General features: G+C 52.8%; 12 protein-coding genes. 9 read left to right on the forward strand and 3 right to left on the reverse strand.

The window, feature by feature from the left end; all coding sequences use genetic code 11:
• Nucleotides 1–24: 24 nt before the first annotated feature.
• Genes MKX76_RS04660 through MKX76_RS04670 form a run of 3 tightly spaced genes read left to right on the forward strand, consistent with a single transcriptional unit; the run spans nucleotide 25 to nucleotide 3,000 of the window.
• The gene (locus tag MKX76_RS04660; RefSeq protein ID WP_007128507.1) at nucleotides 25–762 is read left to right on the forward strand and encodes a (Fe-S)-binding protein; all 738 of its coding nucleotides are present in this window, start codon (nucleotides 25–27) and stop codon (nucleotides 760–762) included.
• Entirely contained in the window at nucleotides 749–2,257 is a 1,509-nt protein-coding gene (locus MKX76_RS04665; RefSeq protein ID WP_213617177.1) for a LutB/LldF family L-lactate oxidation iron-sulfur protein, read from the forward strand. The genes MKX76_RS04660 and MKX76_RS04665 overlap by 14 nt, the downstream gene beginning before the upstream one ends.
• On the forward strand, nucleotides 2,254–3,000 hold the full coding sequence (locus MKX76_RS04670) for a LutC/YkgG family protein (RefSeq protein ID WP_341033104.1): 747 nt from the start codon (nucleotides 2,254–2,256) through the stop codon (nucleotides 2,998–3,000). The genes MKX76_RS04665 and MKX76_RS04670 overlap by 4 nt, the downstream gene beginning before the upstream one ends.
• Before the next feature lie 168 nt (nucleotides 3,001–3,168).
• Here MKX76_RS04670 and MKX76_RS04675 read toward each other — a convergent pair whose 3' ends face one another.
• Nucleotides 3,169–3,969 (reverse strand): N-acetylmuramoyl-L-alanine amidase, encoded by an 801-nt coding sequence (locus MKX76_RS04675; RefSeq protein WP_213617173.1) that lies wholly within the window; start codon nucleotides 3,967–3,969, stop codon nucleotides 3,169–3,171.
• A gap of 210 nt (nucleotides 3,970–4,179) precedes the next feature.
• Nucleotides 4,180–5,034, reverse strand: coding sequence for an SDR family oxidoreductase (locus MKX76_RS04680; protein WP_213617192.1), 855 nt, complete (start codon nucleotides 5,032–5,034; stop codon nucleotides 4,180–4,182).
• Nucleotides 5,035–5,274: 240 nt separating this feature from the next.
• On the opposite strand from MKX76_RS04680, the gene MKX76_RS04685 reads away from it, so the two are divergent.
• Both MKX76_RS04685 and MKX76_RS04690 read left to right on the forward strand, forming a co-directional pair.
• A complete protein-coding gene (locus MKX76_RS04685) occupies nucleotides 5,275–6,786 on the forward strand; it encodes a UDP-N-acetylmuramoyl-L-alanyl-D-glutamate--2,6-diaminopimelate ligase (protein WP_213617171.1) in 1,512 nt (503 codons plus the stop codon).
• An 18-nt stretch (nucleotides 6,787–6,804) separates the two neighbouring features.
• A complete protein-coding gene (locus MKX76_RS04690) occupies nucleotides 6,805–7,905 on the forward strand; it encodes a PQQ-dependent sugar dehydrogenase (protein ID WP_341033105.1) in 1,101 nt (366 codons plus the stop codon).
• A 163-nt stretch (nucleotides 7,906–8,068) separates the two neighbouring features.
• On the opposite strand, the gene MKX76_RS04695 is transcribed toward MKX76_RS04690, so the two are convergent.
• On the reverse strand, nucleotides 8,069–8,716 hold the full coding sequence (locus MKX76_RS04695; RefSeq protein WP_007128500.1) for a helix-turn-helix transcriptional regulator: 648 nt from the start codon (nucleotides 8,714–8,716) through the stop codon (nucleotides 8,069–8,071).
• Nucleotides 8,717–9,001: 285 nt separating this feature from the next.
• Between MKX76_RS04695 and MKX76_RS04700 the strand changes: the two genes are divergently transcribed.
• From MKX76_RS04700 to MKX76_RS04715, 4 genes are all read left to right on the forward strand, one after another.
• A complete protein-coding gene (locus tag MKX76_RS04700) occupies nucleotides 9,002–9,238 on the forward strand; it encodes an indolepyruvate ferredoxin oxidoreductase subunit alpha (protein ID WP_007128499.1) in 237 nt (78 codons plus the stop codon).
• A 1,575-nt stretch (nucleotides 9,239–10,813) separates the two neighbouring features.
• Nucleotides 10,814–11,971 (forward strand): ROK family transcriptional regulator, encoded by a 1,158-nt coding sequence (locus tag MKX76_RS04705; protein WP_341033106.1) that lies wholly within the window; start codon nucleotides 10,814–10,816, stop codon nucleotides 11,969–11,971.
• Between the two features lie 27 nt (nucleotides 11,972–11,998).
• Nucleotides 11,999–13,003: an asparaginase gene (locus MKX76_RS04710; protein ID WP_341033107.1), complete on the forward strand. Its 1,005-nt coding sequence runs from the start codon at nucleotides 11,999–12,001 to the stop codon at nucleotides 13,001–13,003.
• Between the two features lie 119 nt (nucleotides 13,004–13,122).
• Complete coding sequence (locus MKX76_RS04715) at nucleotides 13,123–14,715, forward strand: glutathione ABC transporter substrate-binding protein (protein ID WP_251537319.1); 1,593 nt, start codon at nucleotides 13,123–13,125, stop codon at nucleotides 14,713–14,715.
• Nucleotides 14,716–14,751: the final 36 nt, after the last annotated feature.

A 14,751-nucleotide genomic window follows, 5' to 3' on the forward strand; every position in this document is an offset into this window, starting at 1 on the left:
GTGTGCTAAGCGGGGTGGAGGAAGTTGAAAATATCATTATTTGTCACATGCCTCAGCGACGCTTTGTTCCCGCGGGCGGCTGAGTCCATGACCCGGCTGCTGGCGAAATACGGCGTTAAGCTGGAATTTCCGGATATTCAGACCTGCTGCGGTCAACCGGCCTTTAACAGCGGGTATTGGGACGATGCGCGAACTTCTGCGCGCACCATACTCGATGCTTTTGAAGACAGCGATTTTGTCGTTGCCCCTTCGGGCTCGTGCACGTATATGATCCACCATTATTCGGAGTTGTTCAAGGGAGATGCCGAATACCTGGAGAAAGCGAAAGCGCTTCAATCCAAAGTCTATGAATTTTCGCAGTTCCTGGTCGACGTCATGGGCATCTCGGATGTAGGCGCTTATTTTCCGTATAAAGTTACGTATCATCCTTCCTGTCACGGCAGCCGCTTGTTAGGCATCAAGGATGAGCCGATTCGCCTCTTAAACGGCGTTAAGGGCTTAGAGCTGGTTCCGCTGCCCTATGCTGAGGATTGCTGCGGCTTCGGAGGCACCTTTGCCGTGAAGATGGCCGACATTTCCGGTGCGATGGTAACCGAGAAGAGCGACCACGTGCTGGAAACGGAAGCCGAAGTGCTTGTCGGCCTGGATATGGCCTGCCTGCTGAATATTGCAGGCAATCTGCGGCATCGGGGAGAAAAGGTTCGGGTGATGCATCTGGCGGAGCTGCTGTATGAGGGGGTGAGCGTCCATGAGCGCGGCTGAGAAAGGTCAGACGGTAAAGGAGCGTGCCCGCGATGCTTTAGGAAACGATTTTCTGCGCAGCGCGGTCCGGTTTACGACCGAGCGGCTCCGGCTAGGCAAGAAGCTGGCAGCGGAGGAGCATGGCAACTGGGACGATTGGCGTGAGCGTGGGCGGCAGATCCGACTGCATACGATCGCTCATCTGGATTACTACTTGAATGAGTTTGCCGAGAACGCCCGGGCGAACGGCGCTCATGTCCATTTTGCCGATACGGCCGAGGAAGCCGTTGCGATCTCTCTTGAAATCGCTAAGCATGCATCCGCGAAGTCGGTAGTGAAATCGAAGTCAATGGTTTCGGAGGAGCTGCATCTCAATCAGGCGCTCGATTCCATCGGCGTGGAGGCGATTGAAACAGACCTCGGAGAGTACATTATCCAGCTGGCGAATGAAACGCCTTCCCATATCATTATCCCGGCCATTCATAAAAATCGGCATCAAATCGCAGGACTGCTTTCCCGGGAAGCGGGAGAGGATTTGCCTGCGGACACGGCGGTATTGGCCGGCTTTGTCAGAACGAAGCTCCGCGAGAAGTTTCTGGCGGCGGATATCGGTATGACCGGCTGCAATTTCGCGATCGCGGAGACCGGTTCGATGGTGCTGTTCGAGAATGAAGGGAATGCAAGGATGGTCACGACCGTTCCGAAAACGCAGATCACCCTGATGGGGATGGAGCGGATCATTCCTTCCTGGTCAGACCTTGAAGTGATGGCGACATTGCTGCCAAGATCGGCGACGGGCCAGAAGCTGACCGTCTACATGTCGGGGATTACGGGACCGCGGAGGGAGCAGGATGCGGACGGACCGGATCAGATGCACATCATCATTATCGATAACGGCCGATCCCTTCAGCTGGGCGATCCGGAATTTCAGGAGCTGCTGAATTGCATCCGGTGCGGCGCCTGCCTGAATGCTTGTCCGGTATACCGGCATATTGGCGGTCATGCTTATGGCGGTACCTACAGCGGGCCGATCGGCGCCGTGCTGACGCCGGCATTGAAGAAGAACGTCGCGGAATGGGACGATATCGCCAATGCTTCAAGTCTGTGCGGAGCCTGCTATGAGGCGTGTCCGGTCAAGATTCCGCTGCATGATATGCTTGTCTACCTGCGCAGAAGGAAGGTCGAGGCCGGGCGCGGGAACAAGGCGGAGACGCTGGGCATGAAAGGCTTCTCGGTCGTGATGGGGAATGCGAAGCGGTACCGAAATGTCGTCCGGCTGGGTAAGCTCGGTCAGAAGCTCGTCGTTCGCAACGGTGAGATTCGTGTCCGAATCGGGCCGTTGAAGGGATGGAATACGTACCGGGTGACCCCGGAGCTGCCGAAGGATTCATTCCGGGACCGCTGGTCGAAGGTTGAACAGGAGCTGCACAGCGACTCCATGCCGATGAACCCTGAAGTGGCCGACAGGCTCAGTAAGCTGATGGATCAGCGAAAGAACGGAGGGCATGGTCAATGACGAATCCAGTACAGCCTGACGAGTGGCTGAAGCGGCTGGAAGCCCGGTCGCGGGCGAAGCAGGAGACTTTTATGGACGGCATCGCCGCTAAATTGGGCCGGGAGCGGGTTCGGACAAGGCCGAAGCATCCGTTCCGGGGCGCGCCGGATTTCTGGAAGGAATTCCAATTGCCGATTGAGGACCGCATTCGCCAGTTTACGGCGAATTTTGAAGCCGCTGGCGGTCATGTAGTGAGGGTGAAAAACCGGGCGGAGGCGTCAGCGTTTATCGTGGATAAAGCTTCCGAGATGAGCGCGGGATCGATCCTGATCAACGACGAAGTGGAGCTCTCCACATTAAACCTTGCGTCGTCGCTTCCGGAAGCTATCGTACGCAGCTGGAACGAGGATCAAGATGAGAATTGGCGGGCCGTTGCATCCCGCTCCGATATCGGAATCGTCATGGCGGATTATGCGGCCGCTTATACCGGTTCGCTCGTCGTTACGTCTTCGCCGGCCAAGGGGAGATCCGTCAGTTTGCTGCCTACCGTCCTGATGGCGATCGTACCGGTTGACCGGATGGTTACCCGGTTAGGCGAGATTCTGGTGCGTTTCGATGAAGCGGGGCGGGAGCAGCTGCCTGCAGGCATTCATTTTATATCCGGACCGAGCCGATCCGCCGACATCGAGAATGATCTCACGATCGGCGTTCACGGCCCTGGAATCGTGTTTGCGACATTGGTGGATGATGATTCCGATGCATAGGCTGCCGGTTGAGGCGCCCATGCCGTTGGCCAGCTTCTAGATGGATGACACATGGTCTTAGGTTGTGCGTGGTTCAACCAACGCAAGCAATCGATTCAAATCGACTCATTGACAAGAGGCTGTTCCCGGAAGAATGAACCCGGGACAGCCTCTTTGCAGTTCAATCGTTTATTTTTCGTCCTCCAGGTCTTGCAGACGTTTCTCCAGCGCCTTAAGCTGCTCCTGACTTCCAGACATCATGGACAGGATATCTTTGCGTAATCGGTTGAAAACAATGGCGCATTCCTCCCGCGTAATCGGTGCGCCCGGCCGGCTCCCGTCAAAATAACCGTTCTTGGTCATCTCATCCCAAGCCGCGGCTGCCCAGGGACTTACCACATGAATATCGCGTCCCGGTTGATCCACCTGATTCCCTCCTTTTCGCTGAAGTCCCAAAGCCTTAGCAATCCCAGCCGTATGGCCGGCCGCCAAAGCGCTCATAACCTCCTGCCGTTTCAATAGGGCAGCATCCGCTGCAACGTCTACAAACAGATTCTCCGTGAGGACTGCAGGCATAGCGCTTTCGCGAAGCATGTGGAGGTTTTTGGTCTTTTGCCCGCGATCCGTTATCCCCAGCGGCTTCAATGCCGACATGATTTCTGAATGAAGCACATTATGAAATGCGGTTGAAGCTGCGGAAGCATGAGGGTACCGATAGCTTTCAAATCCTCCGGAGCCGCCGCCGGCATTGCAGTGAATGGACACGAGAATATCCGCTTTCTCCCGATTGGCTGCAGCGGTCCGGTCCGGCAGTACAACAAAAACATCGGTAGAGCGGGAGAGGAATACCTTCACGCCGTCATATTCGGATTCCAGTCTTTTTTTGACGGCAAGAGATAATGCAAGCACAATATCCTTCTCCTGCAACCCGTTGGCAGTGGCGCCCGGATCCTTACCTCCGTGTCCGGCATCGATCCAAACCTTCTTCAAGATGTTTCACCGCCTTTAAGGATTGTGAGGTCCTGATAACCGATCAGCCGATGCGGCGAGCGGGAGGGCCAAGGATTTCTGGCCGCGGGACGGTTGTGTGCTGGCCGATACGATTTACCCGCCGCAAGGACAAGGATCATATATTAGGGTACGCCGATTCGGTACATTTTGTGTTTGCTCCTGTCCATCCGAGGCAGAAAAAGAAGTGGATTACTTTCCTTTCCGCGTCAGCTCGGCCAGCTTATCCCATTGCTCGCTCGTAACCTCGGACAACGCGTTGAACTGCCCGGCACCCTGCAGCCACTCACCGCCATCGATGGTTATGACCTCACCGTTGATATAGGACGCATGGTCCGAGATCAGATAAGCGGCCAGATCGGCGAGCTCCTCCGGACGGCCGACCCTGCGGAGAGGAACGCGATCCACCAGCTTCTGCTCAAGCTCGGGCGTGGGGGAAAGCCTGGACCAAGCCCCCTCCGTCGGAAAAGGTCCCGGTGCGACTGCGACCTGTCGTATTCCGTATGGGGCCCATTCCACTGCCAGTGAACGGGTGAGCGCAAGGACGCCTGCCTTCGCGGCGGCGGAAGGAACGACATAGCCTGATCCGGTCGATGCGTAGGTGGTTACAATGTTAAGCATTGTTCCCGGATGGCCTTGATCGATCCAGCGTTTGCCAACTTCGAGCGTAGCATAGAAGGTGCCGTGCAGGACGATATTAAGCACGGCATCGACGGCCCGCGGCGACAAGCGTTCGGTCGGACTGATGAAATTGCCGGCCGCATTGTTGACGAGCACGTCGATCCTCCCGTAATGCGCTTCGGCAGCGTCCACAAGCTCGGCGATTTGGGCGGGATCCCTCACGTCACAGGTCTTATACCATACCTCGAGCCCTTGGCTTCTGAATTCCTCGGCAGTCTGCTTTAACCGTTCTTCGCGGCGTCCGCATATGGCGAGCCGGGCCCCGAGCTTCGCGAAGGTCTCTCCCATAGACCGGCCCAGTCCGGTAGCTCCGCCTGTAATCAAAACAACCTTTTCCTTAAGCAAATCACCTGCGAACAATCCCATGCTCATCTTCCTTTCGTATTGAATTCTGGACATGACCGTGTTTGTTGATGTATTCGTTCATACCTAAAAATTCTGTACGAATGCGCGATAACCCTCTTAACCATTGGAAACGCTTACGGCAAATGTTTCAATTTCTATGCGGAAGGTTAGGTTATTTAGAAATGTTAGACTAAACGCATATCTCGTCGCTAATTCTACATCCTATAGGACACGAAACCATCACGAGACGAGGAGCCTTGCATGAATCTGAAATCATTGACGGACGGGCTGATCCTGAAGACGATTACCGGCAGTACTTCGCTAGAGATAACGAATCTGGATACCGACTCCCGCAATATAAAGCCGGGAGGTCTGTTCATTTGCGTGCCCGGATTTCGTGTCGACGGACATGACTATGCTCGCGATGCCGTTACGAATGGGGCGGTTGCTGTCGTTGCGGAGCAGGACCTGCCGGATCTCCCTGCGGATGTAACTTTTATCAAGGTCCCGGATGTGCGCCGTGCGCTGCCGATTCTCGCGAACGCTTTTTTTGGCAATCCTACCGGAAGACTTAAACTAATCGGCATTACAGGGACAAACGGCAAGACGACGACCACCCATATGGTGGAAAAGGTATTGAATGACTGTGGGCGAAAAACAGGCATTATCGGCACGTTGTATATGCGGATAGGCGAGCATGCTGAGCCCACTCTCAATACGACGCCGGATACGATCCAGCTCCAGCGGTATTTCCATGCCATGGCTTCGCGTGGAGCGGAATATGCCGTCCTGGAAGTGTCCTCGCACGGTTTGGATATGGGGCGGGTGCGGGGATCTGATTTTCAAACCGTCGTGTTTACGAATTTGTCCCATGATCATCTGGACTATCATTTGAATATGGACAGCTACCGCAACACGAAGGAGCTCCTCTTCTCCCAATTGGGCAACAGCAGCCGGGATATGCAGAAGAAAGCCGTGCTGAACGCCGACGACGAGGCATCTGCGTATTATGCGAAGCGAACATCGGCGCAGGTCGTGACCTACGGCATAAAGCAGCCTGCACATATACGCGCCGAGGATATCCGCCACGCTTCGGAGGGATGCAGCTTTATGGTCCGTTCTCCTTGGGGAGACGGGCGTTTTTCTCTGAAGGTCCAAGGAATGTACAATGTCTATAACGCGCTGGCAGCGATCGCCGTCGGTTTAGTGGAAGGGATTCATTTGGAGGACATTCGGCACAGTCTTGAGCAATTTGCAGGAGTTCAGGGCCGTTTTCAAGAAATACAAACCAATAAGAGCTTTCGGGTCGTGGTCGACTATGCTCATAATCCCGACGGGCTCAAGGCCGCTCTGCAGTCGGCAAGATCCATTACCTCGGGCAAAATGATCTGTGTCCTCGGGTGCAGAGGGGAGCGAGACCGGCTGAAGCGGCCCATCATGGCCGATATCGCCGCCTCGCATAGTGACTATGTGTTTTTTACGACAGATAATCCGTTTTCAGAGGATCCGGAGGTCATCCTGGCGGAGATGCTGGACGGTCTGAATGCCCGGGAATCGATCAATTGGGAAGTCGTTCTGAACCGTAAAGAAGCGATCCAGCGAGCGGTGGAGATGGCAGGGGATGAGGACCGCATCATCATTACCGGCCGCGGTCATGAACGACGTTACGTCGCGGGCGGAACAACCGAGTTGTTCAGCGATGAGGAGATTGTGCTCCACTCGATTGCTGAATCTGAAGGAGGCATTCAGACTGCGATCGTCCCAGACTTATAAGAGCAGAGGAGTGGTGCGATGAAACGATATGTTTTCATACCGTATGTCTTGATTACGGCGATTATGCTGCTGATGACGGCATGCTCGGGCGGTTCCGCTCCCCCGTCTTCGGGAGGGGAAGAACGTAGGGAAAATGTTGAGCGTGGGACTGGCGGTTCTTACAAAGTGCTTGCCGAGCATTTGGAAACGCCGTGGGCCATCGATTTTCATGGGGAGGTCGTCTTTCTTAGCGAACGGGAAGGGAATATCGTTCAAATCCGGGATGGCGATTTATCGAGACTGCCTGTAGTCACGAGCAAGCCGATTGCCTCCATTGGCGAAGGCGGTCTGCTTGGTTTCGTCCTTGCACCCGATTACGAGGAATCCAACGCGGCCTATGCCTATCATACGTATGAACAGGATGGGGCGGTCAAGAATCGGTTGGTGCTTCTTCAAGAGAATGCAGCGGCGTGGAAGGAGACGGATGCTCTCATCGAGGACATCCCGGGATCCAATGTGCATAATGGCGGAAGAATCGCGATCGGTCCGGACGGCTTCCTCTACATCACGACCGGAGATGCAGGTAATGGCGAGCTGGCGCAGGATCCGGAGAGCCTGGCGGGGAAAATCCTCCGAATCTCGCCGGACGGCTCGGTTCCAGCCGATAATCCTATGCCGGATTCCTATGTATACTCGTTCGGGCATCGTAATGCACAGGGCCTTGACTGGAATTCCGACGGAGAGCTGTATAGTTCCGAGCACGGACCTTCTGGGACCCCTGGTGGGCACGATGAAATCAATAAAATCGCCGCCGGCGCCAATTACGGATGGCCTGCGATGATAGGCGACGCGAGGGAGAGCGGCATGGAACAGCCGGTATACCACACTGGCGAAACTGCATTAGCCCCTTCAGGTGTGGCGTTCGACAAGCAGGATTTACTGTATGTCGCTACTCTGCCAGGCAGCAAGCTGTACCGGTTTGATCCGGATAAGGCCGAGCTTGAAACGGTGCTGGCGGGCGAGGGAAGACTTCGGGATGTGAAGGTGCAGGACGGCCGAATCTATGTGATTACCAATAATACGGATGGACGGGGCGTGCCTGGTGAACGGGATGACCGGCTGCTTGTACTGGAATTGTAGATGCTGATTCATAATCGGTTATTTCGGGAATAAAATAAAGCAAGAAGATGTACGAGCCTTGGGTTAAGGGCTCTATCGGGGTGAGAGGATTCGCGTACAGGGCGATATAAAAAAAGAACGACCCATCCTGTATGGACGGGTCGCCTCGTGGCAAGAATGGATATTACGTTTGCGCTTCATGCTGCTTGTTGCGTATGTGGTACACGCATTTTTTGCCGCCTTTGGCCAGGCATTCGGTACGCTCCACATCTGCCCCGAGCAGTGACCGGAATAAGTCCAGCTCGCAGCGGCAGGCATGCTGATAGCGGCTTGCGACCTGAGAGATGGGGCAGTTTAATTCCTCGAGAATGAACTCTTCTTCGGCGACCTTTTTATATTCAACCATGTACCCGTTGTCATTCTGAATTTGCGCAAGCGCCGCGACCCGTTCCTCTAATGCGTCCGCAGCGACGGTAGGCGAATATTTGCTTCGCAGCGTCTCTTTCCGCTTATCGAACAGCAGAGAGATCATCTCATCTCCTGCCTCATCCTGCAGCTCTTGGAGCAGGTCCAGGGCGAGGGAATGATAGTTTCTAGGGAAGAAATCCTCCGCAGATTCGGTAAGACTGTATAGGGAAACGGGTCTGCCCATGGGCTGCTTCACCGTTCGAAATGTAATATAGCCTTCATTCTTTAAGCTCTCCAGATGGCGCCGAACCGCCATTCCGGTAATTCCGAGCGCCTCGGTAATGGACTTTGTGCTCAGCTCGCCGTTTATTTTTAATAATTGCATGATATATTCGCGTGTGCTGTAAGCGACTTCTTGTTCCATAATAATCACCGCCTTGATTCTCGATGAGTAGCTTCCACAGCTGTGTTGATTGAGATGAAAGCAATATGTCTCATCTTATGTCTTTGGTGGATAGAAGTCAACCGATTCGCCTGGATTTTCGGCATCCGTCGGGTGCGGGCCGATTGACATTCGGCTATGCTCCCTACATAATTATGATATATTTTAGTATACAAAGTATGGAAATTGTAGATTTATGATTTTGCAGCAGATTTCGACCGGACGAATCATGGATGAATGATCACACATGGGAAGGTGGAATAACCGATGTATGTCATTGGATCGGCTTGTATTGAAGAGAAGGCGGGAGAATGCGTTGATGTGTGCCCTGTAGACTGTATCGAGGAAGGCGACGACCAATTCTATATCGATACGGACATTTGCATCTCCTGCGGCGCCTGCGAGGCTGCCTGCCCGGTGGCGGCGATCTATTATTTCGAGGATTTGCCCGAGGATCAGAAGCATTATTTTGATAAAGCGGTTGAGTATTATAGGAGCAAGTAGTTTCGCTCCGGTTTGCAGTGCTCCGGTTTGAGGCTATCCGCTCTGTTGTTCGTCCGTTTCCGGAATGGAATAGTAAGCAGTAGAAACGGACTCCCAAAGGATCGGCTATCCTCAAACCTTCGCTGGGGGGTTGGGACCGCGCCCTGACCTTCGGTAGGGCGAGCAAACCAAAGGCAAGTGCGAGACAGGCCACCTTGAATGAGGTGGCCATTTTTTGCGCTGAGGCTTGGAGATATCCGCTCTGTTGTTCGTCCGTTTCCGGAATGGAATAGTAAGCAGTAGAAACGGACTCCCAAAGGATCGGCTATTCTCAAACCTCCGCTGGAGGGTTCGGGACCGCGTCCTGACCTTCGGTAGGGCGCACAAACCAAAGGCAAGTGCAAGACAGGCCACCTTGAATGAGGTGGCCATTTTTTGCGCTCCGGTTTGAGGCTATCCGCTCTGGAGTTCGTCCGTTTCCGGAATGGAATATTAAGTGGTAGAAACGGACTCCCAAAGGATCGGCTATCCTCAAACCTTCGCTGGGGGTTTGGGGCTCGCCCTGACCTTCGGTTGGGCTTGCTTGTTGAAAAGCGAAGGCCGCCCATTAGTATGAGGTGGTCCCTTCATAGAAAAAAACATGGAAAAGAGTCTTCTATGCCTTTTTTTTCGCTTAAATAGGTTTTTTTGATAAACGATTAACGTTTCGCATAAGGGAACGCTATCTGGTGTTTCTATATACATAAGCAAACGAAATTGCGAAATCTATGGATTTCATGCTCAGCTCAGGGTTTGTTTGACTTATAGCCAACACTGGTTGATACGGTTCAGAAGGAACGGTATGAATCATAATCGTTCAAGGAGGAGCGAGGTTGATGAAGAAAGACATAGATCACCAATAGATCGTCCTAATCGCACGGTATTGGACATCTACTGCGTCCCTGCTTTGTGTGTTCCAACGTGTTATTTCAGAATTCCCCTTCAATACCCATCTAATGCCCCGTATAACCGCTCCCTAAACAGCAGTATCAAAACACCAGCCCCATATTCAATAACTAAAACAACAACCCAAACAACAAGCCCAATATGCGCCAACCCAAAAAACGACCCACTCACTTCCCCGACGCCACCGCAATTAGACACGCAAGCCAACTCACACCATAACACTTAATGGACAAGGCTCAACGGAAAGCAGTTGGAGTTCCCCGCCGCTGGATCAGACCGCTGTTCTTAGAATTCATTTCTTCAGTGGATTAATTTTGATATTTCCGATAGTGACCTTCGCTTTTTTGAAAATCGTTATGTTAGGTACATGTCATATTGTACGCCTGTAAAAACCAAATGTATCCGTACAGGAGAGCTGTGTTTTTTCAGAGTAAAATTGAAATGCTTACATTGGTAATAAAAATTTGAGGAAAATTAAATGTGTCATATATATTGACACATTCACAAATGACATTTTATTATTAATATCATCACTGGAGAATAAAAATGAAAAATATGATATTTAACACAGATTTTTGATGATTAACCACCTAATAAGTTGGAAGAATGCGCTAATTAATCTATTGATGAAATTAAATAGGGGATGTCTTCATGAAAAAGCATGACCAGGATTTTATGAAGCGGCAGAACAGACTTACGGTGTTCCAGATCATCAAGAATGAACAGCCGATTTCAAGAGCAGCCATTGCGAAGCAGACGGGCATGAGCCCGACGACCGTCAGCCGGATTGTAGCCGAACTGACGGATGAGGGATATGTGCATGAAACGGAGGAGCAGGTTTCCGCCGGGCGCGGAAGAAAATCCTCGCTCATCCGACTGCTGGATACCGCGGTTATTTCGATTGGCGTGGAGCTGGACCGTGATCGGGCGAATATCGGATTCGTCGATATCCAAGGAAATGTTCTGTGCAGCGAGAGTTTCAGCAGACCGCCGAACGAGGAGGCGAGCACGACCGTAGCGCGGATTGGAAGCACGATCGAAGATCTGATTGCGACTGGCGGCATCGACCGCAAGCGCATCGTGGGCATCGGCGTCGGGCTTCCCGGCATCATCGAGGTCCAGGAGGGAATTGTTAAATTCTCCGTTCAGCTGGGCTGGAAGAATATCCGTCTCGCCGACCTGCTTCAGGACGTGACCGGGTTTCAGGCTGTCGTGGACAATGAGTTGAAGGTAAAGGCCCTAGCCGAACAGTTGAAGGGCTCCGCCTATGGTTCGAATCGGACGGTTCTCCTCGGCTTTGGTAATGGCGTCGGCTCTGCCTTGATACTGGAAGGCGAAATCTATCGCGGGGTGACGAACAGCGCGGGTGAAATCGGACATACGACGGTGGACCCGGAGGGCATGATGTGCGATTGCGGTAAGGCCGGCTGTTTGCAGACGTATATCAACATCCCGTCCCTATTATCTGAAGCGAGTAAAATCAAGCCGGTCCGCACGATCGAGGAGCTGTTTGCCGAGCGGCGTGCGGGTACTCACTGGGCCTGCTACTTAATCGATCGCGCCCTTGCGTATATGGCCATCACGGTCAATAACGTGGTCAGCATGTACAACCCGGACAGCGTCATCCTGAGCGGCGAAATCCTGGACAAGTTCCCGGAGGTGCATGAAGAGATCGTCAACCTTTGCTCAAGGTATGTGTGGGAGCCGCTTCAGGGCAGCTTTTCCATCGTCCGTTCGAAGCTGCATGAGGAAGGCGTCATGATCGGCTCGGGTATGGTGGCGCAGGATCGTTATTTTCAATTGAATTAATTCATCAGGAAATCGGGGGAAATAATCATGAGATTTGTTCCATTGGTAGAGGAATACCGCGGCAATGTGCTGGAAAATGTCCATTACGGCGCGGTGAGCGTTGTCGATGAAAGCGGGAAGGTTCTCTATGCGGCAGGCGATCCCCATCATTTGACGTTTTTGCGCTCTGCTGCAAAGCCTTTTCAAGCACTGCCGGCTATGAAGCGCCGCATTGACGAAGTATACGGACTGACCGGCGAGGAGACGGCTCTGTTTGCGGCTTCCCACCGGGGAGAGAGCTTCCACATTGATGCCCTTGAATCGCTCATGGGCAAAATTGGCATCCAGGAGGACGCGCTCCACTGCTGCGCTACATACCCCTTGAACGAGGATGCGAAGGCCGAGCGCCATCAGAACCATGAGGCGAAGCGCCGGATCTTCCACAACTGCTCCGGCAAGCATAGCGGAATGATTGCATTGTGCAAGCATATGGGCTGGGATGAAGCGACGTATTACCAACCCGAGCATCCGCTACAAAAGGAAATCCTTGAAACGCTCGCCGATATCGCGGAAGTTCCGGTATCCTCCATCCCGCAAGGGATTGACGGCTGCGGCCTGCCGATCTTCGCGATTCCGCTGGACCGGATCGCCTATTCATTCTTGAAGCTCGCTTGTCCGGACTTGATCCAGGACCCGGAGACGGCAGAAGCTGCAGCAAGGATCGCGAAGGTGATGAACGAATACCCCGATATCATCGCAGACACGAAATTCGTATGCTCTGCACTTTTGAAGGATGACAACCTGACTGCCAAGGGCGGTGCTAAAGGAGTATACGGCATCGGGCTTCGGAAGGAACGGTTGGCGATTTCCCTTAAGGTATCCGACGGTTCCGAGCAGGTATGGCCATGCATCATCGCGACCATTTTGGAGCGGCTGGGTTATAGCAACCAAGCCACGATCGACCGGCTGTACGAGCTCGTGCCGAACGAAATTCTCAACGACGGTGGAACGCTTGTAGGTGAGCGTCGCGCCGTATTTGAATGGAACAAATAAAGGGAGCGTATTTTGAACGCAACAAATAAAGGGTGAGGAATTCGGGTGCTCCTCGATCCATTCCAGGGCATGCCGAGTGAATCTATAGATTCTTTACTACATCAAAGGGGGAGTAAACAATGAGATTCAAGAGTAGAACATGGTCACTGCTCATGCTGTTGCTTGCATTTACAATCGTAGCATCAGCTTGCGGCGGAAACGGCGGCGGAGGCAGCGAAGGGGCGACCAATGCCGGCGGGGAAAGCAAACCGGTGACGAAAAACAACAAGGATATCACCATCGCGATCAACGCGAATTTCCTCACGATGGATCCGCATAATGCCGGCGATACGCACTCGATCTCCGGTGCGCGCACGATGTACGAAGGCTTGATGGGTTTCAATGAAAAGATGGAACTCGTTCCGGTCTTGGCTGAAGATTACAAAGTCAGCGAAGACGGTCTGACTTATACGTTTAATCTTCGTAAAAACGTGAAATTCCATGACGGCACAGACTTCAATGCCGAAGCTGTAAAAGCTAACCTGGACCGCATCCTGGACGAAAAGAACAATCTCAGAATGCGCCGCAGCTTCTCGACGGTATCCGACGTGCAAACACCGGATGAGAATACGGTTGTCATTACGCTTAGCCAGCCGTACAGCGCATTCCTGAACAAAACCGCTATGGCGCTCATGATTAGCCCTAAAGCGCTTAAAGACGGCGTGGATGTAACGAAGAATGCGGTAGGAACAGGCGCATACAAGTTCAAGGAATGGGTTCAAGGCGATCGTTTGGTTGTCGTGAAGAATGAAGAATACTGGCAGGAAGGGCTTCCGAAGGTGGACAGCATCACGTTCAAGCCTGTACCGGAGAACGGTTCCCGAATTGCCATGCTGAAGACCGGCGAAGCTGACTTCATCTACCCGATGCCGACGGAGCAAGTATCCGAGGTCGAAGGCGATTCCAACATTGTGGTGGATAAAATCGATTCGACGATCGTTCGCTATATCACGCTGAACACGATGAAGAAGCCGTATGACGATCTGAAGGTTCGTCAAGCGATCAACTATGCAATCGATAAGGATGCCTATATCAAGGTTGTTAAATCCGGTCTTGGATCTAAGCTGAAGTCTTCCATGTCCTCCATGACCCAGTACTATTCGGAGCAATCCGGTTATGACTATGATCCGGAGAAAGCAAAGGCGCTGCTCGCGGAAGCGGGATATCCGGACGGATTCGAAGCCGAGATCTGGGGCGAGAACGATTCCGAGACGATGAAGGGCATGCAGTTTATTCAGCAGCAGCTTGCGCTTGTCGGCATTAAGGTTGAAGTGAAATCGATGGAAGGCGCGACCTTGTCCGATCAGATCAACTCGGCTACGCCGGAAAATGCGAAAATCCAAATGTGGTACGTGAGCTGGTCTCCTTCTTCCGGCGATGCGGACGGTGCGACGAAAGGTCTGTTCAGCAGCGAGTTCTTCCCGCCTGCAGGCTCCAACACCGCATATTACAAAAATGATAATGTCGATCAATGGATCAAGGATGCAAATGCATCGGTTAATCCGGACGAAGCTAAAGAAATCTATGCCAATATCCAGAAGCAAATCTGGGAAGACGCTCCATGGGTGTTCCTGGGCGTTGACCAAGTCATTACAGGTAAACGCGCTTATCTGGACGGCGTGAAAGTATTCCCTGACGGCTCGATCAATGTATTGAATGCCGAAGTGAAGTAATTCTGGCAGCACGGGTTTGCTGAAATGTTGAACTAG

It is taken from the genome of Paenibacillus sp. FSL R5-0810 (genome assembly GCF_038002285.1).
Taxonomy (GTDB): Bacteria; Bacillota; Bacilli; order Paenibacillales; family Paenibacillaceae; genus Paenibacillus_AQ; species Paenibacillus_AQ lactis.